The organism is Maribacter chungangensis (genome assembly GCF_042676845.1).
Classification (GTDB): Bacteria; Bacteroidota; Bacteroidia; order Flavobacteriales; family Flavobacteriaceae; genus Maribacter; species Maribacter chungangensis.
On record NZ_JBHTHY010000006.1, the window covers coordinates 69,465 to 94,306 of the forward strand.

At 41.8% G+C, this 24,842-nt stretch carries 17 protein-coding genes; 8 read left to right on the top strand and 9 right to left on the bottom strand.

From position 1 onward, the window contains the following. Positions 1–140: 140 nt before the first annotated feature. From ACFQZJ_RS08360 to ACFQZJ_RS08385, 6 genes are all read left to right on the top strand, one after another. Complete coding sequence (locus ACFQZJ_RS08360) at positions 141–2,513, top strand: PSD1 and planctomycete cytochrome C domain-containing protein (protein WP_379933795.1); 2,373 nt, start codon at positions 141–143, stop codon at positions 2,511–2,513. 2 nt (positions 2,514–2,515) lie between these two features. Further along, on the top strand, positions 2,516–4,009 hold the full coding sequence (locus tag ACFQZJ_RS08365) for a DUF1501 domain-containing protein (RefSeq protein WP_379933796.1): 1,494 nt from the start codon (positions 2,516–2,518) through the stop codon (positions 4,007–4,009). After that, positions 4,009–5,043, top strand: coding sequence for a 6-bladed beta-propeller (locus ACFQZJ_RS08370; protein WP_379933797.1), 1,035 nt, complete (start codon positions 4,009–4,011; stop codon positions 5,041–5,043). Before ACFQZJ_RS08365 ends, ACFQZJ_RS08370 begins: the two co-directional genes overlap by 1 nt. Continuing rightward, positions 5,043–5,852, top strand: a complete 810-nt coding sequence (locus ACFQZJ_RS08375; protein WP_379933798.1) for a chitobiase/beta-hexosaminidase C-terminal domain-containing protein — start codon at positions 5,043–5,045, stop codon at positions 5,850–5,852. Before ACFQZJ_RS08370 ends, ACFQZJ_RS08375 begins: the two co-directional genes overlap by 1 nt. Before the next feature lies 1 nt (position 5,853). Beyond that, positions 5,854–7,914 (top strand): chitobiase/beta-hexosaminidase C-terminal domain-containing protein, encoded by a 2,061-nt coding sequence (locus ACFQZJ_RS08380; RefSeq protein WP_379933800.1) that lies wholly within the window; start codon positions 5,854–5,856, stop codon positions 7,912–7,914. Between the two features lie 78 nt (positions 7,915–7,992). Continuing rightward, positions 7,993–8,682, top strand: a complete 690-nt coding sequence (locus tag ACFQZJ_RS08385; RefSeq protein WP_379933801.1) for a class I SAM-dependent methyltransferase — start codon at positions 7,993–7,995, stop codon at positions 8,680–8,682. Between the two features lie 851 nt (positions 8,683–9,533). Here the strand turns inward: ACFQZJ_RS08385 and ACFQZJ_RS08390 are convergent. Next, a complete protein-coding gene (locus ACFQZJ_RS08390; protein ID WP_379933802.1) occupies positions 9,534–11,231 on the bottom strand; it encodes an amidohydrolase in 1,698 nt (565 codons plus the stop codon). Positions 11,232–11,547: 316 nt separating this feature from the next. Between ACFQZJ_RS08390 and ACFQZJ_RS08395 the strand changes: the two genes are divergently transcribed. Next, on the top strand, positions 11,548–11,994 hold the full coding sequence (locus tag ACFQZJ_RS08395; protein ID WP_379933804.1) for a hypothetical protein: 447 nt from the start codon (positions 11,548–11,550) through the stop codon (positions 11,992–11,994). A gap of 196 nt (positions 11,995–12,190) precedes the next feature. On the opposite strand, the gene ACFQZJ_RS08400 is transcribed toward ACFQZJ_RS08395, so the two are convergent. The 8 genes from ACFQZJ_RS08400 to ACFQZJ_RS08435 form a co-directional block, all read right to left on the bottom strand. Continuing rightward, on the bottom strand, positions 12,191–12,700 hold the full coding sequence (locus ACFQZJ_RS08400) for a DUF4411 family protein (protein ID WP_379933806.1): 510 nt from the start codon (positions 12,698–12,700) through the stop codon (positions 12,191–12,193). Further along, entirely contained in the window at positions 12,700–13,872 is a 1,173-nt protein-coding gene (locus ACFQZJ_RS08405; protein ID WP_379933808.1) for an ImmA/IrrE family metallo-endopeptidase, read from the bottom strand. The genes ACFQZJ_RS08400 and ACFQZJ_RS08405 overlap by 1 nt, the downstream gene beginning before the upstream one ends. Before the next feature lie 159 nt (positions 13,873–14,031). Beyond that, positions 14,032–15,663, bottom strand: a complete 1,632-nt coding sequence (locus tag ACFQZJ_RS08410) for a M1 family metallopeptidase (protein ID WP_379933811.1) — start codon at positions 15,661–15,663, stop codon at positions 14,032–14,034. Between the two features lie 148 nt (positions 15,664–15,811). Beyond that, on the bottom strand, positions 15,812–17,143 hold the full coding sequence (locus tag ACFQZJ_RS08415; protein ID WP_379933812.1) for a M28 family peptidase: 1,332 nt from the start codon (positions 17,141–17,143) through the stop codon (positions 15,812–15,814). A gap of 2 nt (positions 17,144–17,145) precedes the next feature. Then, positions 17,146–17,769, bottom strand: coding sequence for a TMEM175 family protein (locus ACFQZJ_RS08420; protein WP_379933813.1), 624 nt, complete (start codon positions 17,767–17,769; stop codon positions 17,146–17,148). Between the two features lie 21 nt (positions 17,770–17,790). Continuing rightward, on the bottom strand, positions 17,791–18,957 hold the full coding sequence (locus ACFQZJ_RS08425) for an MFS transporter (protein WP_379933815.1): 1,167 nt from the start codon (positions 18,955–18,957) through the stop codon (positions 17,791–17,793). Between the two features lie 6 nt (positions 18,958–18,963). After that, complete coding sequence (locus ACFQZJ_RS08430) at positions 18,964–20,547, bottom strand: nuclear transport factor 2 family protein (RefSeq protein ID WP_379933817.1); 1,584 nt, start codon at positions 20,545–20,547, stop codon at positions 18,964–18,966. Positions 20,548–20,578: 31 nt separating this feature from the next. Beyond that, positions 20,579–22,792 carry a bifunctional alpha,alpha-trehalose-phosphate synthase (UDP-forming)/trehalose-phosphatase gene (locus tag ACFQZJ_RS08435; protein ID WP_379933819.1) on the bottom strand — a complete coding sequence of 738 codons (2,214 nt, stop codon included), beginning with the start codon at positions 22,790–22,792 and terminating at the stop codon, positions 20,579–20,581. A gap of 204 nt (positions 22,793–22,996) precedes the next feature. On the opposite strand from ACFQZJ_RS08435, the gene ACFQZJ_RS08440 reads away from it, so the two are divergent. Beyond that, the gene (locus ACFQZJ_RS08440) at positions 22,997–24,793 is read left to right on the top strand and encodes a glycoside hydrolase family 15 protein (RefSeq protein WP_379933821.1); all 1,797 of its coding nucleotides are present in this window, start codon (positions 22,997–22,999) and stop codon (positions 24,791–24,793) included. Positions 24,794–24,842 lie beyond the last annotated feature (49 nt).

Genomic DNA, 24,842 nt, shown 5'->3' on the forward strand with positions numbered 1-24,842 from the left:
ATGGGTTATGCCTCCTGTGTTATTTAAACTTTGTGTGCTTAACCGCATAGCTTTAATGACTTACAAAAGGTCATTGGTCGAATTTTAAGGGTTTTTAGTTGATTTTGTTTTTAATTTTAAGAGGTACTAAAAGATTGTCTATGGCTATGAAAATCAATACGTTTATCAAAACATACGTACGTGTAGGGATCATTCTTTGTTTGGTTCTGGTGTTAGGTAGCGCGTACCATTCCTGCAAAGAAAATCCCTCGGTTTCCGAAAAAGGCATTGCAGCGGCCGACATGGGTGCCATACCGGATAAAATAGATTTTACTTTTGATGTGAAGCCGATCTTATCGGACCGTTGTTTTATTTGCCATGGACCGGATAAAAATGCTATTGAAGGAAACCTTTCTTTACATAAGGCGGAAGATGCCTACGCCGCGTTGGGGGAGTTAAAGGATAGGTTTGCCATTGTTCCCAATAAACCGGAGAAAAGTGAATTGGTGAAACGTTTGCATACCGAAGATCCCAACTTGGTAATGCCTCCACCGGAGTCCAATCTCATCTTAACGGAAAGGGAGAAGGCGATTCTTGAAAAGTGGATCGAGCAAGGTGCGGAGTATAAGGACCACTGGGCCTTTATACCACCCGTAAAACCTGAAGTGCCAGAAGTAAAGGAGGCCGATTGGGGCGTTAATGAAATAGACATTTTTGTGTTGGATAAAATACAGAAAAACGGCTTAATGCCTTCGCCCGTGGCATCGAAGGAAAAATTGTTGAGAAGGGTTAGTTTTGACCTGACCGGACTGCCGCCTACACCAGAACAGATAGAAGCCTTTGTTAGCGATACATCCGAAGAAGCTTATGAGCGCATGATAGATACCCTGCTTGCATCTAAGGACTATGCGGAACACATGGCCTCGGAATGGATGGATATTTCCCGCTATGCGGATACCCACGGCTATCAAGACGATTTTGAACGCACCATGTGGCCTTGGCGCGATTGGGTCATCCATGCATTCGATAAAAACATGCCCTACGATAAATTTGTGACCTACCAATTAGCAGGTGATCTTATGCCGGATACGGACTTGGAAAAATTGTTGGCCACAGGGTTTAACCGTAATCATAAAATCACATTTGAAGGTGGTATAATTCCCCAAGAATATTACATAGAGTATGTAGAAGATCGTTTAACGACCTTTGGAACCACATTCCTAGGCTTGACCATGGAATGTGCTCGCTGTCACGACCATAAGTACGATCCCCTTAGCCAAAAAGAACATTTTGAACTTTTTAGTTTTTTCAACAACAATAAAGAGAAGTTGGAAGTCCCGGCTATAGGTACCACCCCTGAACCTTTTATGACCATCTCCGAGAAGGATACCGAGGGCGTGCTGAGTTTTGTGAACATGCAAAATTCTCCGAAAAAAGAGTTGGAAGTAATGGTCATGTACGAACGGGAAGAAACAAGGCCGGCCTTTATTTTAAATAGGGGAGCTTACGATCAACCTACAGATGAGGTAAATCCCAATACGCCTAGCTCCGTACTGGAATTCCCAGAAAGTTACCCGAGGAATAGACTGGGGCTTTCCAAATGGTTGTTCAATGAAGAAAATCCCCTTACGGCAAGGGTTACCGTGAACAGAATGTGGCAGCGCATGTTCGGTACCGGCTTAGTGAGCTCTTCCTACGATTTTGGAAATCAGGGAGCCTTACCTACACATCCGGAGCTATTGGATTTCTTAGCGATTAAATTTAGGGACGAAGGGTGGAATACAAAGGAAATGTTGAAGTATATGGCCATGTCCGACACGTATAAACAGCGTGCGGTCACTACTCCGGAACTATTGGAACTGGATCCAGAGAATAAGTTATTGGCTCGGGCTTCCAGGCTTAGGCTTACGGCTGAAATGATACGGGACCAAGCCTTGGCCATAAGTGGCCTATTGGTGAAAGAAGTCGGGGGCCCAAGTGTGAAACCTTATCAACCGGACGGTTTATGGGAGGAAACCACCGGTGGAGGTGGCGGTAGTACAGCGAATTATATACAGGGTACTGGTGCGGATTTATACCGTAAAAGCCTTTACACGTTTTGGAAAAGAACCGTTCCGCCACCAAGTATGATGACCTTTGATAGCGCTTCAAGGGACTTATGCTCGGTAAAACGGCAGGAAACGAATACACCATTACAAGCTTTGGTGCTGTTGAACGACCCACAAATGGTAGAGGCTGCTAGGGCCTTGGCCGTAAATACCGTTAAAAAATATCCGCAGAATATCGAAAAGCAATTAGACCATGTTTTTCAAAGAGCTACCTCTAGGTCTCCGGATACCGAGGAGGCTATAATGCTCATGGAACACTACAAGGATATGCGCGCCAAGATGGATACCGGCGTATTCACGGCATCGGAGTATTTAGCTATCGGCGAGTTTAATGCGGAGGTGGAGAGCGGGGAAAAAGACTTGGCTTCCTTGGCGTTGGTGGTGCATACCGTTCTTAATTTGGATGAAACAATTACAAGGGGATAATTATGAGTGAAAAAAAAATATTAGAAGACCGTTCACTTTTTTTAAACAGAAGATCTTTTCTGGGCAAGGCTGCCTTAGGTGCAGGTTCGGTCGCATTGGCTTCTCTTTTGGGGAGTCAGTTTTTTAGAAAGGACAAAAACGGTATTATTACCAAAGCAGATGATTTTGGAGGCAACAATGGAATGTTGAACGCGCTCCATCACGCATCAAAAGCCAAAAGGGTTATTTATCTTTTTCAAAGTGGTGGTCCCTCGCAATTGGAATTGTTCGACTATAAGCCTACGTTGATCAAACGTAGGGGGCAAGAACTACCCGATTCCATTAGGCAGGGACAACGGTTAACGGGAATGACCTCCGGTCAGTCTAGCTTTCCCTTGGCGGGCTCCGTTTTCGATTTTAAACAATATGGCCAAAATGGCACTTATATTAGCGACTTATTGCCCTACACGGCAAAAATGGTAGACGAGCTGTGTATAATTAAATCCATGTACACGGAGGCCATTAACCATGATCCCGCGGTCACTTTTTTCCAAACTGGCTCCCAGCAGCCGGGCAGGCCTAGTATAGGGTCCTGGTTGAGTTATGGCTTGGGTAGCGAAAACAAAAATTTACCGGCTTTTAGTGTGTTGCTGTCCAGAGGTTCCGGTAGGCCAAGTGGTCAACCCTTATATACACGATTGTGGGGTAACGGGTTCTTGCACTCGCTTCACCAAGGCGTGCAGTTCAGGGCCGCTAAAGACCCTGTACTTTATCTTAACGACCCTAAAGGAATGACTAAGGAAGGGAAGCGTGCAATACTGGATAAGTTGGCCGAAATGAATGAAAAGCAATTCGATGATTTTGGAAATCCAGAAATACAAAGTAGGATTGCGCAGTATGAGATGGCCTATAAAATGCAAACCTCCGTGCCCGATGTAATGAAGACCGATGATGAACCGGACTATATTTATAAGATGTACGGGGCAGATGCCAAAATCCCTGGAACCTATGCGGCTAATTGCCTTTTAGCGAGAAGGCTGGCAGAGCAGGATGTACGCTTTATACAATTGTACCACATGGGATGGGATCAACACGATAACTTGCCAGGTGCCATTGAAAAGCAGGCCAAGGATGTGGACCAGGCTTCGGCGGCCCTTGTGGCGGATCTTAAACAACGCGGTCTTTTGGAGGATACACTGGTGATTTGGGGCGGGGAGTTTGGAAGAACAAACTATTCCCAGGGATTGCTTACCGATACAAATTATGGTAGGGACCACCATCCCAGATGCTTTACCATGTGGATGGCCGGTGGCGGTATTAAACCAGGTGTTGTCTACGGCGAGACCGATGAATTTGGGTATAATATTGTTAAGAATCCTGTTCATGTGCACGATTTCCAAGCGACCATGTTGCACTTATTGGGTATAGACCATGAAAAGCTAACCTATAAGTACCAAGGTAGACGATTCCGGCTAACCGATGTAGAAGGCCACGTTTTAAAAGATGTACTCGTATAATGGAGCGACGTAAATTTATTAGAAACAGCAGTCTGTTCGTTGGCGGAATGGTTTGTGGCGTTGCACAGGCAGGTATTTTCGAGACCTACAAGGATACCATAATCGGTCACAATTCGCATCGGTATAAAATCGACTTGCAGTGGGGCGCATTAAATTCCAATTTTTATCCCGTAAACGATTGTCACGAGATGGTGCAGGATTCCAAAGGGAGAATTATACTGCTTACCAATCACACCAAAAACAATGTTATCGTTTATGATCGTTCCGGTAAATTGATCGAGGTATGGGGAACGGAATATCCGGGTGCCCACGGTCTTACCTTGAACGTGGAGAATGGGGAAGACATGCTCTATATCGCTGATAATAACCGCCACGAAGTCATAAAAACGAATCTAAAAGGACAAGTAATTCAGGTGTTTACGTATCCAAAGGAATCCGGTAAATACAAAACAAAGGAAAGTTATGTCCCCACGGAAACCGCTATTGCTCCTAATGGAGACGTTTACATAGCCGATGGTTATGGAGAGCAGTACATTATGCATTACAATGCCAAAGGAGCGCTTTTGAACGTATTTGGTGGTAGGGGAGAAGAAGATCATCTTTTTAACAATGCCCATGGAATATGTTTGGATACAAGGGATGCTGCGAATCCTACCTTACTCATCACGGCAAGACAACAGAACAAATTAAAACGGTTTTCGCTTGCGGGAGAATACCTGAGTACCATAGATTTACCGGGTGCTTATATCTGTAGACCGGTAATTCACGGTAAAGATATTTACCTAGCAACGATCTGGTCCGGTGATGGGTCCGAAGGAACAGGTTTTGTAAGTATACTTAACGAAAAGAACGAACTCATATCTGCTCCGGGCGGTTCTACCCCAATATATGAAGATGGTAAATTACATCCAATGAGCCAAACCCTAAAGGTATTTCACCATCCACATGATGTATGTGTGGACGATGACGAAAATATATATGTTGCACAATGGAATTCGGGAAAAACCTATCCCATTAAACTATACCGGGTATAATGCGCAGTACTCTCTATGCTATTGTATGCTTTTGTGTCGTTCTTTCATCTTGTAAGGAAAAGGAAGTGGTCGTTTATGCCGATTCCAATATCTTTGAGCTGGCACCACCTAAAATTTCGGTAGACTCGCTATTGTTTAAAAGTAACGCTCGGTTAAATGCCATTTTTAATATGGAGGGTTCCGAAATTAGGTATACTACAGATGGTAGTGAGGTAACTCGTAAATCCCCGTTATATCAACAACCTATAGCCGTAACAGAACCGTCCGAGTTTAAGTTTCGCTCCTTTCATCCCCATTATTTGCCGAGCAAATCGGTGGGTACGCGTTTATTAAAGGTGCAAAAAGATGTGTCCACGGCCAAAGTGACCCTTACGCCCCAACCAGATGTAAACTATAAAGGTTCCGGTGCCAAAGGCTTGGTAGATTTGCGGAAAGGAACAACACAATTTAGGGCGGGCGATTATTGGATGGGTTTTCAAGGGAAACAGATTCGGGTTTTGCTAGACTTCGAAAAGGAAACATTCCTTACCAAACTTATTGTAAGCTCCTTAAAGGATCATGGTTCTTGGATTTTTCTGCCAAGATCGATTCGTGTATTCGCGAACAAAAAAGAGGAAATAGGAATGGTATCCGTTTCTGTACCAACAACTACCGAACCAAAAGGTATTTCCCTACTTGATGTTCCTGTAACGGCTGGAAACTATAAAAGTATAGAAGTACATTTTGATTTAATGGAAACGATTCCCGAATGGCACCAAGGAAAAGGTACCGCACCTTTCTTTTTTATAGATGAAATCCTAGTAGAGTAATATGACCTATTTATTTATCAATCTTGGTAATTTCCATCCCGTTTTGGTGCACATGCCCATTGGGATTTTAATGTTTGCGTTTATCCTTGAAATATATCAACGTATAAAACCTAAGGAGAATTTGACTACAAGTATTAAACTCGCCCTTGGTGTTGGTGTCTTAAGCGCCCTGTTTTCTATTGGAACCGGACTGTTGTTGGAGGAGAACGGTGCCTATGATGAAGACCTGTTGTTCCGTCATAAGTGGATGGCCATTGCCCTTACCGTGTTTTCCATTATCATATTCTTTGCCAAGGATGCCAAACAACAACTTTTGCAAAAGTTATATTTTCCTTTGTTTGTAGCGGTAAATATAATGTTAGTGCTAGCCGGCCACTGGGGAGGAAGCATGACCCATGGTACGGATTTTTTAACCAAAGAGAACACCGCCAAAAAGAAAGGAATCGATAATATAGAAGAAGCCATTGTATACCACGACATTGTACAGCCCATTTTGGATACCAAATGCGTAAGCTGCCACAATCCCGAAAAGGCGGAAGGGAATCTATTGTTGACCTCCCAAAACGAGATTATGGCCGGTGGCGATACCGGCAACCCTCTGGATTCCGTTGCTGGTTTTGGAAAGTCTTTATTGGTGCATCGTATCGAACTTCCCGCGGAGGATGAAGCGCACATGCCACCAACGGGAAAAGTACAATTAACGCCCAACGAAATTGCCTTGTTGAATTGGTGGATGGAGAATAAAAATTGTTTTGAATGTAAAACGGCCGACTTGGATCGTTCAAAAACCATTGAGGGCTATTTGAAGGATTTGGAAGAGGATACGTCTACACGGGGCGTACTTGCCAAAACCCTGGAGCCAGCCCCGGAAGATTGGTTGAACAACCTACGCAATGCGGGAATTTCCATAGCACCTTTAGCGGAGGGTAGTCCACTTTACAGTGTTTATCTTGGCAATAACAAGAAGCTAGAGCAAGGTTTGTTCCGCGCTTTGAAAGCCTATGGCGAAAACATAGTGGAACTAAACCTGGCCAACTCCAATTTCAGCGATACCTTGGTTTCAGTGCTTTCCTCTTTTGAGAACCTTACCAAATTGCAATTGCAGAATACCGCGATTACCGATGCCGGAATTGAAGATGTAATAGAGCTTGAAAAGTTGGAGACCTTAAACCTTTACGGTACTGCAATTACCGACACGGCGCTAGAAGGATTAAAGAACTTACCAAATCTAAGCGACCTATATCTTTGGCAAACTGATATTACCGAGGAAGGAATGAATGCATATCTTGTGTCCAATCCCAATACCACCATTCATACGATTGATATGGATATGTTCGGCGCTACGGAGTTATTGCCCCCCACCATTTTAGCGGACAACTTTTTTATAAAAGACGAGATGCAGGTACAGATCACGTACCCCTTTGACGATACAGCAATTTATTATACCTTGGATGGTAGTGAACCGGATACAACCTCGATCCGGTACACGGAACCTATTACCATTTCTAAAACAATGAATTTAAAAGCGGTAACGGCAAAGGAAGGATGGGGTATTAGTGAGACGGCTTTGGCCTCTTTTAAGAAAAGTACTGTTGATTATGCCAGTGTACGACTTAATAAGCCCCCTTCAGAAAAATATACCGGTGCCGGAGGAGCAACACTGGGCGATTTACAAAGGGGTTCTGCTAATTTTGTAGATGGAAAATGGTTGGGCTATGAAGGCACCCATTTTAATGCGACGTTTGAACTGGATCAAGTACAGGAAATAAGTTCGGTATCGGTTGGTGCTTTATCCGCACCTCCAAGTTGGATATTTTTCCCGACCGGTTTTACTATATCGGTATCACAGGACGGAAAGCACTTTACCCAATTGCATAAGGAAAATATGGGAGAGCCCGCACCAGATTCCAGTATTCAGCTTAAATTTTTCGATGCCCAATTTGCTAAAACAACCGCAAAATATGTAAGGGTAGAGGTGAAGAGCGTCCTCAAAAACCCCGATTGGCACCAGAACCCCGGTGGTAATAGTTGGTTGTTCGTAGACGAGGTCGTTATCAACTAGTAGTTGTATTTTCATTAATTACTATAGGCTTTTTGTTTCATTTTCATTTGGCAATTGTTTATTATATTTAAATGGCGCATGCTTTCACTAAAGGGAAATATGGCAAACGGTAAACAAAGACCAAAAAAGCCCTGGCCTACCAAAGATGCTATGGAACAGGTCTATGCCATGAAGCTGTGGGGCAGCGATTCATCTCCCTTTTATTCTGGGGAGGGTTCGCACGCGCCTAATATCATAAATCCTTATATAGGGGCTATAACTTCATTTTTAGGTTCTTTTGATTCTCCACTAGTTGTTTGTGATTTGGGTTGTGGGGATTTTAATGTAGGAAAGGAACTGGTGCAGCACACTAAAAAGTATATTGCAGTCGATATTGTGAGTGAACTAATTTCCTATAATAAATCGGTATTCAAAATAGAGAATTTAGAATTCGTTTGTTCGGATATTGCCGTAGATGCCTTACCCAAAGCCGATTGTGTTTTCGTGAGACAAGTGCTGCAACACCTATCCAATGCCGAAATACAACGGATACTGCCAAAATTGAACGCTTTTAAATACGTAATCCTAACGGAGCATCTACCGCTAGGAAATTTTGAGCCCAATGTGGATATTATCTCCGGACAAGGAACTCGACTCAAAAAAAATAGCGGGGTAGACCTGCTTGCTCCGCCATTTCATTTGAAGGTAATGGAGGAAAAACAGTTGATTTCTATAAGGTTGGTAACTACTAAAAGTGTTATTGTAACGAAGTTGTTTACTCTTTTTTGAGTGCTTGTAATTTATCTATTGATTAGGCACTTAGCTACTAAATGTTAAGCCCTACGTTTATTGGATTTCAGTAGTTTATTAAGCTTGCTTTACCGTCATACCTGTTAAATGTCGGTTTACGGTTACACCATGTATGCATATTTTTTTTGCTCCCCTCTTTAGAAAAGAGGGGCGGCAGCTTTGCTGACGGGGAGATATGACCGCAAAATTGCCCATGTATGGGGCGTTACCGCATAATCCGGGGAGGTTTGGTGTCTTCTTTCAGCTTGGCGCCGGTAACGGCATGTGTGTCAAGAACCAAGCTGGCGTGAGCAAGTTTGCGGGTCAAACCCTCCGTCTACCTTTGGCGGACACCTGTGCCTTCCTCTCACTCATACTTCGTTCGTCGGAGGCAGGAATCTCAAGAGAGGAGCCTTTAACGGTCCTTTCCATGAAAACATGGAACGGACCTGAACTTGGAAATCGGGCAACTAAATGACATTGGGCTTAGCCCATGCTTAACAAAGAGTATTGATTAAGTGCCTAAGTCAATTTATCTAAAGGGAACGATAGAGGGCCAAGTAAAGAGATAGGCACCTACATTACCAGAACCTTGAACTAAAAATTAAGGAAGAATTTAGGTGTTTTTTACCGCCGTTCTTTTTCGCCAGATGCTCAATGCCCTATACTGAGACCTACTAGTACTGAAAAACGCATAAGCAAAAGAAGTTATCAAAGTATGCTAGCGTACTATTTTTTGCGTAAAGTTCCGATACAACCAACTGCCGTTTAGGATAGGCGTGCGCACGATGGTTTGAGAGGCGCTGTCAGTTCCTTACTACGGGCGGATCCGTCTACTCGATTAGAAATAGTTATTTTTCGAAAACAATTTTTCCTTCCTTGATAGTTTTTAAAACTTGGATGCCTTTTATTTCGCTAGAATTTACCTTTAAAGGGTTTTTATCTAAAATCACTAGGTCGGCCAACTTCCCTTTTTCTAAACTTCCTTTTTTATCTTCCTCGAAGTGTTGATATGCAGACCAAATTGTGATTGCTTGTAATGCTTCATATGGTGTTAAGCGTTCATCTTCACCAATGATTTTCCCAGAACGTGAAGAGCGCTCTACAGCAGTCCACAATACACGCATTAGATTAGGTAAAGCAACAGGTGCATCTGTATGAATGGTAATATCCATACCTTTATTTAATGCTGTTTTTACAGGACTGATATTTTGAACTAGAGAATCACCTATCAACTGTGTATGCCAGTCTCCCCAATAAAATGTATGAAGTGGAAATAGGGAAGCAATCATTTTCATTTCTTTTGCATCATCCAGTTGGTCTTCTCTAATGTATTGTCCGTGTATTATGACATCACGTCTGTTTTCCTTTCCGTATTTTTCTTGTAGTGGTTTCATTGTTCTAATAAACTGGTCAATTGCAGCATCACCGTTTGTATGAGCTAAAATCTGCCAATTGTTTTTAAAACCTTTTTCAAATATTGAAATAACAACGCTATCATTGGGTATGGCTGGATAACCGCTATAATCGTGTGGCATTCCTGTAGGTGGAATAAGGTAGGGTTCTGTTCTCCAAGCAGTTCTGCCTTGTGGCGAACCATCCAAAGTCACTTTCATACCACCAATGCGGTAACCATTAGTGTATTCTTTACTGTTCCATTTACTATCCATATATTGGTCTACAAAAGCGTAGTCTATGTAGCTTACAACATCAATTTTGTTTTTATTCTTTTCTGCCATTGCAACTAGCATTTCGTGATTCTGCATAGCTCTACCTTCTTGTGCTGTCGTATAACCATAAGATAAAGCCATTTCTTGTCCAGCTTCAAAGAACTTGATTATTGCCTCCTCTGATTTGGGCGCTATAGCTCTGAGCATGTAAGGGATTGCTGCAAGTTCTTCCAAAACACCGTTTGGTTCTGTAGAGTTGTCCTCACGTCGTATAATGCCGCCTTCGGGATCAATACTTTTTTCATCTATACCCAACTCTTCTAATCCCTTTGAGTTTACTACTGCAAAATGACCAGAAATATGTGTTATCATTAATGGAAATTCGGTACTAACTCTATCCAAATCGTGCTTTGTAGGAAATCTTTTTTCTTTTAAGATGGAATCATCAAAACCAGTCCCAAAAATCCATCCTGTTAATGCTCGGTTCTCTGGTGTATTCCAGTCTTTCAATACTGATATCAGAGTTTCCATATCATCAACATTGGCATCTGGTGAAGCCAATAATTGAGCACCTATAGCCTGTGCTCCAAAGTTTGCAAAATGAGCGTGACCATCAATTAACCCAGGAACAAGTGTTTTTCCTTCCAAATCAATCATTTTGTGGCCTTTTCCAGCAATTTCCATAGCCTCATTACTTGCTCCAGTAAAAACAATAACTCCATTTTTTTCTACTAAAGCTTCAACATAATTTGGGGATTCACCAACCATAGTGATTATTTCGCCATTGAAATAAACAGTAGAGGTATTTGGATCTTGAGTTTTTTCGCAGGAAAACAAAAGAGTTATTCCGAATAATAAAAGAAAGATTTTTTTTGTCATTATTTTGGTTTTAATGTTTGGTAACTAGAGTCTGTACAGCCACTCAGTTTAGATCAAAACTAATGAATCGTTTGGGATATAAGGCGTATCTAAAGCAGTTTTCTCTATTCTAGCTGAATGTAGGTGTTGAATCCGAGACAGAAAAAAGTCTGCCCTGATACCGGATATTTCCTCTAACAGGGCAAAGAATATGGTTACATGCCTTTTTAGCCTGTCTTTCAACACTTTTAGGCCAACAATTGAGACAAGTCTTTTTAGGTTGTAACAAATCATTATCAGATTGACCTCCGCGAGCACGTGGTTTTTTCCCTCATCAATGTATGGGTCAAACCCTCCCGAAGCTTCGGAACCTTTTAGGGGTTCCAAATTGGTGTTCGGTGAATTGTTGCCCGAGCCTTTAATACTCTGGATTTTGTTCTACTGTCTTTTGGTTTTCTTCCAATGCCTCTTGGTAAATGAAACGTTCTATGAAGCTTCCGTTCTTGTTCTTGGTACACAGGTGCTTTACAGGTCATATTTAGCACTTCCTGTTCTTATAATGCTTGACCCTGTGGATGGCCTTGTAGTAAACGGTCCCAAGGGTGACCAATATTTGGCCGTCGGGGCAGATATAGTAGTCCCGCTCCGGGTCGTATTGGAAATCTACCATGGGGTAAAGCAGGTGAATAAGGTAATGCACCTCTCGGCCATGCCTTCAACCTTAAGACCTGCCTGCCGGCAGGCAGGAGTACCCGAAATTCGAACAAAAACTGGTGCAAAGTGAGATGGGAACACTTGCTTTTGCAACATGGGTCAAAAGTATCCTTGAATTATCGTCAAGTGCTTCTGAAAATACCAAAAATTAGCTTTCCATTTCTAAAGCGACAAGAAAAAAGCCCCTAGAGCCCCTTACATGCATCCGTTTTTTTTTTTTTGCGATTAATGATTTGTGCAACGGTTACCAATGTTAGCCACCGGTTTTATTCCGTTTTGCAAGTAAATTTAATGTTCAAACCCCTGATAAATTCGAAATCGTCAATCCACTTAACATTCATATTATCGCAAACGTGTGGGATTTTAATCTTGGTTTGTTTCTTAAAATAGTCTTTCGTTTCCTTTGTAACTACAATTGCATTTTCTTTAATTGCGTGGGCAATTACCCAAGGGTCAGCTTTTGAGTGAATTCCGTTACTTGAAACTAAATATTTATGACTTGGATTAGATGTATATATTTCTTTTAAACAGTTTGTTACTGCTCCGTCAATTTTTCTAATCGGAATATCGCTGTTTTTTAGCCACTCAAATAAATTGTCCTCGCCTTTCTCTATTTCTTCATAAACTAATTCTGGAATAAAAATCACGCCTTTTTTACCTAAATCGTTTAAAACCTCCCAATAAGAAGGACAAATTTCTGGGGAATAATATTTTTGCCAAGCTTGAATAAGAATATTGGCATCAATACAGTAAACTACTTTTTCATCTTCGAACATTAGGCAAGCAGTTTTTCAAATTTTTGGAATTTATTAATCTGCGTGTTAAGAAGATTACTTGCAATTGATGGTGACAACGAACCGTTATTAAAAGAATCCATCACAATTCTCGTGAATAGTTTACTGTTTTTATTTAGGCGAAGAAGGTAAGCGTCTGGTCCGCCTTTTCTTTCTCTTTGTTTTTCCTTTTTCATCTTTTCTCTTTCCAAAAACTTCTCAAATTCATCTTGAGCGTCTTGTTTTAGAGTTTTATATTTTGAATGCGAAATTAAATTTAAGTTTAAAGCGCGAACTAATAACGCGAAAGAACTTATGCCTAGTTCTTTTGCTTGTTTGAAAATTAAATCATTTGAATCGAATGTATCCGCTCCCAATTGGTTAATTAATTCCGTTGGCATTAGTGCATTGGCGGCAACTTGGTTACAAAACAATTCTACTGGATGAAATTTTGATTTAGGATTATCTGTAAAATCAATATCTATTTCATTTGAGATACCCGATTTAGCTATCCAAATATGTGCTAATTCGTGGACTAATGTAAAGAGTTGTGGTGCATTCCAATTTTTGGAATTTACAAACACAAAAGGGGCGAATTTGTCTGCAATCGCAAAACCTTGAATCAATTCTCTATCTAGTACTAAATGTGAATGCAAGTTGCTGGCACGAGATATAAATATTCCCGCAGTTTCTGCTTTATCAATCCATTCGTTTATTGGTGTTTTCTGATAATTACTTGGACTAATTTTTAAGGTGTCCAATATATCTCTAGCAACAATTTCTGGATTATCATTGATAGAATATTTGCCAACAAAAGGAAGCTTGTCTTCTCCAATTTCTTCGTATAATTCACTTATCCAATTCTGTTTCTCCTGAACATCACGAATTATAAATAATGATGCTGTATCTAACTTCTGCGCATCATCTCTTCGATAATCTTGTAGTGGTTGAAAATCTTTTGGTATTTCCGGTAAAAAGAAAAGTGAAAATGGTCTTCTAAAGCTTTTTGCCAATATTTGCGCTTGTCGAATTGTCGGAAAATCATTGCCATCCTCCCAAATCTGGTATCTTTCAGGCGAGACAGAAACTTTTTTGGCAGCATCTTCCACAGAGATATTAGCAGACTCTCTTGCCCACTTTAAAATCTCGGATGTTATAAATGCTTTATCCGCCATTAGTTTTTTTCAAAGGTAAAATTTTAATTCAGAACTTGATTTTTATTAGCTTGCTCACAACAATTCGCTAAACGTAACGTCATTGGTACGTTTACTCCATTTTCACTGAGTCTAATACCAATGATTTTTGCAATCGTTCTAATTAGTATCGGTTAACTTTTAGTGTTTAGTATCCACATAAAAATTAGCATCCACTTTAACACGGGCATCGGTTTTAAAGTCGGTTAAGGTTTGCCATTCCGCCGTAGGGGATAACCATACGGGTTCGGCATCTACGAAAACCCGCAACGGCATGCTAAAACCAGCTACCACATTCGTGTATCGGTAGCTTAGTACGTCATTTTCCGTTTTATATTCGAAGGCGGGTATATTGGACGTTCTTAAATATTGGTCAAAAACCTTGGAAAGGTCCATTCCCGATTTTTCGGAAATGTAGTCCTCTACTTGTGCCGTAGTAACGGTTTGGTGGTAGAAATCCTTATTGAGTCCGCGGAGAATTTGGCGCCATTTTTCGTCATCGTTTATCAATTGCCGTATGGTGTGCAGCATATTGGAACCCTTGTAGTACATGTCCTTACTACCTTCTTGGTTTACGTTATAGGGGCCAATGATGGGGATATCATTAACAATGTTCTGGCGCAGGCCTATGACGTATTCCTCCGAGGCTTTGGTACCGTAGTGATAATCCAAGTACAGATTTTCGGAGTAGGAGGTAAAGCCTTCGTGTACCCACATATCGGCAATGTCCTTATTGGTTATGTTATTGGCAAACCATTCGTGTCCTGCCTCATGTATAATGATAAAGTCGAACTTTAGTCCCCAACCGGTTCCGGAAAGGTCGCGCCCCAGGTAGCCTTGCTGAAATTGATTGCCGTAGGTAACCGAGCTTTGGTGTTCCATACCCAGATAGGGTACCTGCACCAGTTTAAAGCTGTCTTCGTAAAAAGGGTAGGGGCCAAACCAATGCTCAAAGGCTTCAATAGTTTTGGGAGCGTCCTTGAACTGTTTTTTGGCTTTTTCCAGATCATCGCGCAGCACCCAATAATCCATATCCAAGGTCCCATTTTCCCCTTCGTACTTTTCTCCAAAGTGGACATAATCGCCAATATTTACGTTTACACCATAGTTGTTAATGGGGTTGGAAACGAACCAATGGGAAGTGTTGGTCAGGGTATCCAACTTTCGTAGTCTGCCGTTCGCTACGTTGGTGAGTCCCTTAGGAACTTTTACGCTGATGAGCATACTGTCTACTTCGTCATACATGTGGTCTTTGTTGGGCCACCAAACGCTAGCGCCCAAGCCTTGGCAAGATGTAGCTATGAAATGTTTGCCGTTGTCATCCTTTTTCCACGAAAACCCACCGTCCCAAGGGGCACGAACGGCCTCTTTTGGGTTTCCGGAATAGTGAACTATTACCTCGTTAAAATCACCGGTACGCTGTTTTTTGGTCAAGTTTACAAAATGGGCATTTCCGTTGGATGTAACGCTTAGGTCTTCTCCATCTTGTGTAACCTTTTCGATTTTTAAGGGCGGTTGCAAATCGACCTGTAGCACTTGGTGGCTTTCTAATACTTTATAGCGAATGGTGTTTTTACCCGCAATGTACTTTTTGTCCGGTTGTACTTCTATATCAAGGTGGTAATAATTTAAGTCCCACCAAGCACGTTCTGGTGTTATGCTCCCTCTTAAGGTGTCTTGCTCCGTAAACACTTCCTTGATCTGTTGTAGTTGCGCTTGTGCCGAAAAGCTTAGGCAACATAGCAGGGCTGCAAGGATGACTGTTTTATTCATGTTGTATGTATTTGTACGTTGGTTTATATTTATATTATTCTCGGGACTCTTGTGTCCTGCTAAATGCTTACTTACTTGGTCGTGCTCACCACTGTTGGTCTTAGGTCATCTGTCCCAAAATGGTTAATTTAATTATCAACCTTTCCTACTATCTGAAAATCCCGTTAGGAAAAACTACTTGACTTTCGAATCCATCTTTTCCTACAGCAGAAACACCGAAAAAATAGTTGTCGATTACAATTCCTTTTAAGGTAAACTCGTTTATATCGCCTACAAATCGACTATGGTCCCAAGTTGGGGAGGTGGTATCCCTCCAGTAGATTTTATAGCCTATGGCACCGTTTACCTTACTCCATTTGAATTTGGCGGATGGTTCTACGATTCCCCCAATTTCAACTGTTTTTGGAGCTGGCGGTGCCCAGGCCAATGAGGCCATAGTGATCGCATTTACCGCAGTAAGTTTGGCGGCATAGTCAAAATCTACATGCTCCAGTACATCGCCATAGGCAACCCCATCTTCTACCCGAATATCTTGATGCTGTTGCGTGTAATTTTCGTGGGCCTCCATAATTCTGATGCCTGCAAAACCAGCGTCGTTAAAAGGCCTATGGTGCCCGCCACGTCCAAAACGGTCCAAACGGTAAATGAGCATGGGGTTCATTTCTGGCATGTAGGTTTTGGTGGTCTTGTGCACATAGCGCGCCAATTGTCTGGAAATACCGTCGACCTCGCCGCCGTAGAAGCGTCTTGCGTTGCGTTCCTTTTCGGTTTCCGTTGGGGGCACGGGCTCGGAAAAAATTCTAAAATCCGTGCTGCTGGTAATGCCGTCTACACCGGTTATGTTTCCGATCATGTCATTGTTCAATACCCCAATAATTTCCCACCCCTGTTTCTTGGCATAAGCGGCCACTCCGGCACCACCGAACAGGCCTTGTTCCTCGCCGGAAAGCCCCATGTAAATGATGCTGTTCTCAAACTTGTATTTGGAAAGTACACGTGCCGCCTCTATGGCACCGGCCATGCCACTGGCATTGTCGTTCGCTCCAGGGGAATCGTCCATGAAATTGGTGGGGTCGCTTACGCGGGAATCGATATCGCCGCTCATGATGATAAATCGATTGGGGTATTTGGTACCGCGCTGAATGGCCAGGACATTTACGATTTCCACGTCTTTAGTGATGCGTTGGTTCGTGCCTTTTTTGACCAAATCTTTTTGGTAAAATACTTCTAGGCACTCGTTGCACGCGGTGGAGGTCTTTTCGAACTCCGATTTTATCCAGCGTCGTGCGGCGCCAATACCCCGTGTTTGCGATACCGTATCGCTTAGGGTGTGCCGCGTGCCGAAATTGGCCAGGGTGGTAATGTCCTTTTCAATGCGTTCTGCGGAAACTGCTTCTATGATATCATAAATGCGTTGGTCTGTTTGGGCGGAAATTGTACAAAAGGAAAGCACTATGCCTAAGCGTAGTATTTTTTTCATATTTAACTGGTTTTATATTTTTTATAAAAGAAATAACTGTGTAGCGCACAAAATGGACCTAAAAGACTGTAAAGAATACCCGGTAGTCCAAAATTTATGCCAATTTGGGTGTAGGCCGTTAGAATTGAAATGATACCAACTCCAGTGAAAATTGCAAAGTGTCTGGCATAAAAAAGTAAATTCCATCTGTCATCCAATTCTATTTCTTTTTTATACGCTCTAAGATAGATTAACGAAAAACAAAGAAAGATTAAGGCGAATCCTAATCCATATAGTTCAAATAGTCCTGCTAATTTATCAGGGGTCATTCCCTGGGTAACAAACCAAGAATTTATCAATGATTTCAGTGGAAATACATAGTATAGGACTACGAAGAGTAAGACTCCGTTCAAGGCAATAATCCAATTGTCCATGTGAGTAGTTCTTCGGAAAAAATTGTAATGCAGAAACCAGAAGGTCAACAGCACAAAAAAACTAATTGCAAAACCAGCAAACACTTTTACATCAATATCAATGACAGAATCTGAGGCATCTGTTCCCATACTTACCACTAGTAAAGTGGCAGCAAAAGCAAAAACAGCATCGCTTAAAGCTTCTATTCTCCCAATATTGTGAGGTCGTATCATGGTTCTCAAATGTATTAAAAATTAATCGTTTTTATGTCCGGATAGCTGCCATAATCCTACCAAAGGGCCTAGTGCTAAAATTAAAAAGCAAAGAGGTGCTGGAAGAACTGTGGTTAGGCTTGCCAACAATTGAATGCTGGCAATGGTAATCGCAAATCCGATACAGTTTACCAAGGTAAGTGCCGTACCTTTTACCTGTGCATCTACTGCCGAGGCCACAAGATTGGAAAATTGTGGGGAGTCTGCCGTAACGGCCATGCCCCAAATACACCAACCGCCTAAAAATAGGACTGAATTACATTGAAATAACAGGGGAGAGGCTAAACAGCAAATACCGGATAATAACAAGGATGTGAAAGCTACTTTTTTGCTACCATAGCGCTGCGATAGTAATCCACCAAGGGCACAGGAGATAGCACCTAATGTAATCACGATACCTGTCCACAAGGGTACGGAAACCTGATTACTTGTAAGCTGATTAAAACTTTGTATGGCAAATGGCGTAAAGGCCCAAAAAGCATAGAGTTCCCACATGTGGCCAAAATAACCGAATGCGGCCCGTCTAAAACCAGGGATTTTAAACAATTGGAATCCAGCTGATAATTGTAGCTCAGAACTTTTTTTCCGAAAAGGACCGTTTGGAACGAATAGAAACAGCAGTAATCCTCCAAATACCGTAAGTACGGATGTAGTGGCAATTATTAACCTAGGGTCGTTACCAAATTCCGTACCATTGAGTAAAAATGGAAAAGCCGTTCCCAAAACCAATGCACCTACCAAAAACCCCAAAGCTTTTCCCAATCCTTTTTCGTAGTAATCCGCAGCAATTTTCATCCCCACGGGGTAGATACCTGCCAGAAAAAAACCGGTTCCGAAACGTGCCAACAACAAGCCCCATCCTGTGATGGACTCCGCTAGCAAGTACATGTTGCATGCAGCTGCCAATAGCGCACAGACCAAAAATACCCTGGAAGGCGAATAGCGATCGGCTAACATAAACAATGCAAAAACCAACGTGCCCGTTATAAAACCGAATTGCACGGACGAAATTACATAGCCCAAAAGTTCTGTACCCAGACCCGTTTTAGAAATGAGTTCGTTTATGATGGAATTTCCCGCGAACCAAGGTGAAGTGCAAGCGAACTGCGAAAGGATGATTACCGGAAGTATGTAGGATTTTTGTTTCAAACGCTGTTATTCTCTCACAAAGGTAACTTTGGAAATTTTTCCGTTGACCACTTCATAAATGGCAACTGCGCTAAATTTGGTTCCATTAGCGGTTACTTCTTCATGGTCTATCACTATATTTCCAATTACTATCCTATTTTTTATTTCGGCATGTAAGTCTGGGGTAGATTCAAAATATTCGCCGTAACCTTTTCGCATTGCCAGTTGGCCTTGTGTACGGAGTTGCGCCGGAAAATTATACAAAGCGATGTTTTCTGAATAGGTGTCCATAAATCCGTCAATATCTCTTGCGTTGTAGGCATCCAATTGTTTTTGTACGATGGTTTCCGAACTTTCATCTACCTTTTTATCCCGAATAAAACGCATGGATTTTATGCGTCCGTCTATCTCATAAACTGCCACTTGTAGATTTTGTTTGTCATTGATGGTAACTACTTCGTGGTCTATCACCGTGGTGCCTAGTACCATCCTGTTCGCCACCTTCACTTCTACCTTCGGTGTTTTTTCGTAAAATTTCCGGTAGCCTTCTTTCATTGGTTGCCTGCCCACGGAAATTGTATCCGTTGGGAAATTGGTGACCAGCACATCATTGGTGTAGCAGTTCACAAAACCATCCAAATCCCTGGCATTAAAACGTTCTAGTTGTTTTTGTACGATTTTATTAGGACTAGGTTCTGCTACTACGGCCAATTTTTTACCATCTGGACTTATGGCCATCCGCGACATTTTGTATAGTTCCGATGCATCAGGTTGATGAAAAACATGCCAAATGCCAGTGGTATCCGCCGGAACTTGTACAATCGCTTTATCATTAGTCGCCAGTATGGTATGTGGGGATAACCAAGCGATATCGTCCCTACCGTTCCAGATAGCATTGAGTTTTTTGATAGTTCCTTTGATAGGGTCAAGTGATTTTATCTTAAAAGTTTTATCGGCCTTACTGATATAACTGACCAAATTGGTATTCGGGATTTTGTGCAAGGATCTGCCTACATATTGGGCCACGGTAGTATTGGCTCCTTTTTTTAAATCCACTACAACCAAATCCATCCGGTTGGCTACTAGCACGGTACACACGATAATATGGTCATTGTACCATACATGATAACCGACTTTCAAATCCTTGATGAGTTCATTGAATTCCCCAGTTTGCAAATCATACTCATATAGTCTTTGGAGTCCATCCGAGTCCAATCGAATCGCTGACACGGCAGCCTTTCCCGGGATTTTTAAGGGAGAATATTCACTACCTCCGGGCGTATCCGAAATCCAAGTTTTCTTACCTGTACTTATATTGTACACCGCGATATCCGTCTGATTGTTTCTGGTGGAAGCATATAGAATGTTGTCATTGTCCAAAAATGAAGGCTGATTATCGTAGCCCTCATTGTTCGAAATATTCAATGGTGGACCCAATCTCTTGGCGATTTCATGGGGTGATTCTAAACTTTTGAAAACCTCTTCTGGAGTTAAGGTCATTTCTTTTTCAGTGGATCGTACATCCATCAAAAACACTTCTGTATTTTGCTGCGCCAACAGCACTGCCGGCGTTAAACTGAGAGTCAACGCGCTTAGTATATATTTTTTCATACAAGAGTCCTTGGTTTAAAGTTCCAGTAAATTAGCGTTTCTTCGCAAAGCGTGCTAAAATATCCCGTACGTTTTTGGTGTTGTCCACAAAATACTTTGCCGTTGTCTTTTGACGGCCCACCTTTACCGTAACGGAATCGTCCGGTAATTCCTGGAACATAAATTCATCTGTCCAGTCGTCTCCTATGGCAAATACGAAATCATAGTCTTGTTCTGCATACACCCGCATAGCGGCCCTGCCCTTGTTTACGTTACTACTTTTTATTTCCATGACTTTGTTACCGTTTAGGACACTTAAATCGTCATTTGCGATGAGGCTGGTTAACACGGTATTGAGCTCTACCGAGCGTTTCTGACCAAAATCCGGGTCGGTATTACGATAGTGCCAAGCGAGGGAATAGTTTTTTTCTTCTATAAAACTACCCGGTGTCCGATCCACGAACGACTCTAGTACGGGCAGTATTTTCGCCATCCAATCTTTCTTCACGTTCTCTAACATGTGAAAATCTTTTCCATTTTGAGAAAGCCAAACCCCATGTTCCACGATCATATTGTATTTTTTAGGAAGGAACCATTTGGTAAAGGTTTCCTTATCGCGACCGCTTATGAGATACATATCCGTATTGGGTTGTGCCGATATTTCATCGAGCAGTTTATACAATGCTTCATCCGGACTCGCTTTTTGCGGGTCGTTGTGAAAACCGGCCAAGGTGCCGTCATAGTCCAAGAACACCAATCGCTTTTTCGCATCTATGTAACTGTTCATGACCGTATTCATCAAATCAACCGATAGTCTTCGCGACACGTATACATCCTCTTTTTCTTTTTGGTTGACCAAGGAGGTCATAAAATCATTGGCCCATTTTTCTACGTTATAGCGTTCCAGTCGTTTTTGTAAGATGCCGTTGCGTTCCTGTTGCTCTTTTTTTGGCATGTTGATGGCTTGGTACAAGGTATCCGCAATTTGCTCAAAATTGTTCGGGTTTATAAGCAGGGATTCGTTCATTTCGTTGGCAGAGCCTGCCATTTCACTTAAAATAAGCACCCCGGTCTTATCGGTTCGGGTGGCGATGTATTCTTTGGCGACTAAATTCATTCCGTCTCGTATGGGTGTCAACCAGGCGATATCGCAAGAGGTGTAAAGATCAATTAGGTTTTCAAAGGGCATCGACCTATAAAAATACCATATCGGCGTCCAGCTTACAGTAGATAGTTCTCCATTGATACGGCCTACCAGTTCATCAATTTCTTTCTTCAGCAGTTTATATTGCGGTACATTGGAGCGGGAGGGAACGGCTAGAATGATCAACCGTACCTTTTCTTTATATTCCGGATACTTGTTTAAAAAGTACTCAAAGGCTTTTAATCGATTTGCGATTCCTTTGGAGTAATCCAAGCGATCTATGGACAAAAAGAACTTGGCATCCGGGGCCGATTTTTTATGGGTGTCCAGTCGTTTTTGCAGCTCCGATTTTTGGGATTCGTTCCGTTGTGCATGTTCATGCGCTGCCTCATGGAATTTTTTGTAATCGATGCCCATAGGAAAAGAATCCACTTTGATCACCCTATCGTCTAGGTAAATGTCGTTAAAACTAACTTCTAAGCCCAATAGTCTTCTAACGGAACTTAAGAAATGCCTTTCGTAATCATAGGTGTGAAAACCAATAAGGTCCGATCCCAGTAAGCCTTGTAATATTTCTCGCCGCCAAGGGAGGGTTCTAAAGATTTCATAGGAAGGGAAGGGGATGTGTAAAAAGAAACCAATGGAAATATTGGGACGTTTTTCCCGTACCATTTGTGGCACTAACATCAGCTGATAGTCATGAACCCAAATGGTATCGTCTTCACCTGCTTTCTCCAAAATGGCGTCTGCAAATTTTTGATTTACTGTCTTGTAGGTTTCCCAATAGGAAAGTTCAAACTCCGAATACTCCAAAAAATAATGAAATAAAGGCCATATAGTTCTATTGCTGAATCCAAAGTAAAATCCATTTACCTCCTCTTTGGTCAATCGTACTTTAGAGGAACCGTGTTCTGCCAAGGCTTTATCGATTTTAGGTGCCAAAACATCCGGTATTTCTTCATCTGTTAGTCCGCTCCAACCGATCCATAAACTGTCTCCACCCGAGTGAACAGATTTCATTCCCGTTGCCAATCCCCCTACACTTGGTATGGCGGTGATGTCTCCATTGCTAATTTGCAATTGTACAGGTAGTCTATTTGAGATTATGATAGTTTTGGACATAAATAGCCGATTTTGTTTTGTTTTGAACTTAATTTCTCTCAATTTCGGGAAAAACATGGGCAATACCAATTGAAAGACGATTTGAATTAAAATTTTTAGCGAAACCGCATTTTAAGCCCTTGTTTAAAATGATATTGGTTGATAGCGATGAGCAATCGCGTATATGCGCAAAGCGTTGAATTCCGAATAAACAGAAAAGTATACATGGATAATTTAGATTACGGAATAATAGGAAATTGTAGAAGTGCGGCCTTGGTGTCCAAAACAGGATCTATCGACTGGTGTTGTTTGCCGGAGTTTGATTCTTCTTCTGTGTTTGCAAAATTGCTGGATGATACCATAGGCGGTAGCTTTGAGATCCAGGTAGATGATTCTTATGTGATTACACAGCGCTATAAAAAGCATACCGCTATCTTGATTACCCGTTTTACTTCTGGTGACGCTAGTTTTGAAATACGGGATTTTATGCCACGTTACCGTAAGGAAGAGGGGTATAACTCCCCTCCGGAATTGGTTCGGTTTTTTAAACATATTTCGGGGAAACCGGTGTTTAAAGTACACTATGACCCTAAGTTGGAATACGCCATGGGCAAAACCGAAACCTACGTTAAGAAGAATTTTATAGTAAGCCTTACCCATGGAGAAAAGTTCGATACCTGTTTTCTATACACGTCCTTTAACAAAAACGCCGTTTTGGAAGGAAGGGAAATTACCTTGAAAAAGGACGGGTACTTCCTAATGGGCTATAACGAGAAACTGTTTCTCCCTACCGTTAGAAAAATGTATATGGAGTTGGAGCGTACAAAGGTGTATTGGTTAAATTGGAGCGATAAGACCCCGAACTATAAAAAATACAACGCACAAATTAGTAGAAGTGCCATTACACTTAAGTTATTAAGTTACGATAAAACGGGGGCCGTATTGGCTGCGGCGACTACCTCATTGCCCGAGACCATTGGAGAAGTTCGCAACTGGGATTATCGTTTTTGTTGGATACGGGATGCCTCTATGGCCATAAAGGTTATCGGTGATCTAGGGCATAGAAACGTAGCGAAACGCTACTTACAGTTTATTGTGGATTTGATTCCGGATAAAGATGAGAAACTACAAATTATGTACGGTATCAACAAAGAAAAGAAACTCACCGAACTTACCTTGGAGCATCTCGATGGTTATAAGGGTTCGGCCCCTGTTCGCATAGGAAATGCTGCCTACAAACAAAAGCAGAACGATATTTATGGTATTCTCATGGATGTAATTTACCAACAGTTGTCCAAATATCATAACGATACGGAAAACGGCGAAGAGCTTTGGGGGATTACCAAAGGCATTGTTTGGATCGTTTCCAACCACTGGAAAGAGGCGGATAAAGGAATTTGGGAGTTTAGAGCGGAAGACCGTCACTTTACCTTTTCCAAAGTACTGTGCTGGGTGGCAATTGATAGGGCCATAAAAGTGGCCAGACTCTTTAAAAAGACCGCCAAAATTGAAAAATGGACGGCTTTGGAGCAAGAAATTAAACGTGATATTCATGAAAATGCATGGAACCCGGAGGTAAATGCATTTACACAATCGTATGGTAGTCCAGATATGGACGCATCGGTTTTGTTAATGGAGTCCTACGGATTTATCCACGCCAAGGACCCAAAATTTGTAAGTACCGTAAAAGCAATTGAGAAGGAGCTAAGTAATGACGGTCTGCTCTATAGATATAAAAATGAAGACGATTTTGGACTACCATCTTCCTCGTTTACGATTTGCACGTTCTGGTTTATCAATAGCTTGTTCAAAATAGGGGAACAGGAGAAAGCCATGAAACAATTTGACAAACTTTTATCCTATAGTAATCATTTAGGTCTTTTTAGTGAAGATATTGATTTTAAAACCAAGCGCTTGTTAGGAAACTTTCCTCAGGCCTACTCACATTTGGCGTTGATCGAATGTGCCATCTTGTTTTCCAACAAAGAAACCGAGGAGCAGGTTTTGGAGTCGATCAGTTAAACATTTTATGCCAATTTAACTTCTAGATGTCGCATAAAACAAGTTTCTT

Excerpts from the sequence above, each read along its gene's own strand:
- ACFQZJ_RS08360 (WP_379933795.1), top strand. The coding sequence starts at position 141 with ATGGCTATGAAAATCAATACGTTTATCAAAACATACGTACGTGTAGGG.
- ACFQZJ_RS08365 (WP_379933796.1), top strand. The coding sequence starts at position 2,516 with ATGAGTGAAAAAAAAATATTAGAAGACCGTTCACTTTTTTTAAACAGA.
- ACFQZJ_RS08370 (WP_379933797.1), top strand. The coding sequence starts at position 4,009 with ATGGAGCGACGTAAATTTATTAGAAACAGCAGTCTGTTCGTTGGCGGA.
- ACFQZJ_RS08375 (WP_379933798.1), top strand. The coding sequence starts at position 5,043 with ATGCGCAGTACTCTCTATGCTATTGTATGCTTTTGTGTCGTTCTTTCA.
- ACFQZJ_RS08380 (WP_379933800.1), top strand. The coding sequence starts at position 5,854 with ATGACCTATTTATTTATCAATCTTGGTAATTTCCATCCCGTTTTGGTG.
- ACFQZJ_RS08385 (WP_379933801.1), top strand. The coding sequence starts at position 7,993 with ATGCTTTCACTAAAGGGAAATATGGCAAACGGTAAACAAAGACCAAAA.
- ACFQZJ_RS08390 (WP_379933802.1), bottom strand. The coding sequence starts at position 11,231 with ATGACAAAAAAAATCTTTCTTTTATTATTCGGAATAACTCTTTTGTTT.
- ACFQZJ_RS08395 (WP_379933804.1), top strand. The coding sequence starts at position 11,548 with ATGTATGGGTCAAACCCTCCCGAAGCTTCGGAACCTTTTAGGGGTTCC.
- ACFQZJ_RS08400 (WP_379933806.1), bottom strand. The coding sequence starts at position 12,700 with ATGTTCGAAGATGAAAAAGTAGTTTACTGTATTGATGCCAATATTCTT.
- ACFQZJ_RS08405 (WP_379933808.1), bottom strand. The coding sequence starts at position 13,872 with ATGGCGGATAAAGCATTTATAACATCCGAGATTTTAAAGTGGGCAAGA.
- ACFQZJ_RS08410 (WP_379933811.1), bottom strand. The coding sequence starts at position 15,663 with ATGAATAAAACAGTCATCCTTGCAGCCCTGCTATGTTGCCTAAGCTTT.
- ACFQZJ_RS08415 (WP_379933812.1), bottom strand. The coding sequence starts at position 17,143 with ATGAAAAAAATACTACGCTTAGGCATAGTGCTTTCCTTTTGTACAATT.
- ACFQZJ_RS08420 (WP_379933813.1), bottom strand. The coding sequence starts at position 17,769 with ATGATACGACCTCACAATATTGGGAGAATAGAAGCTTTAAGCGATGCT.
- ACFQZJ_RS08430 (WP_379933817.1), bottom strand. The coding sequence starts at position 20,547 with ATGAAAAAATATATACTAAGCGCGTTGACTCTCAGTTTAACGCCGGCA.
- ACFQZJ_RS08435 (WP_379933819.1), bottom strand. The coding sequence starts at position 22,792 with ATGTCCAAAACTATCATAATCTCAAATAGACTACCTGTACAATTGCAA.
- ACFQZJ_RS08440 (WP_379933821.1), top strand. The coding sequence starts at position 22,997 with ATGGATAATTTAGATTACGGAATAATAGGAAATTGTAGAAGTGCGGCC.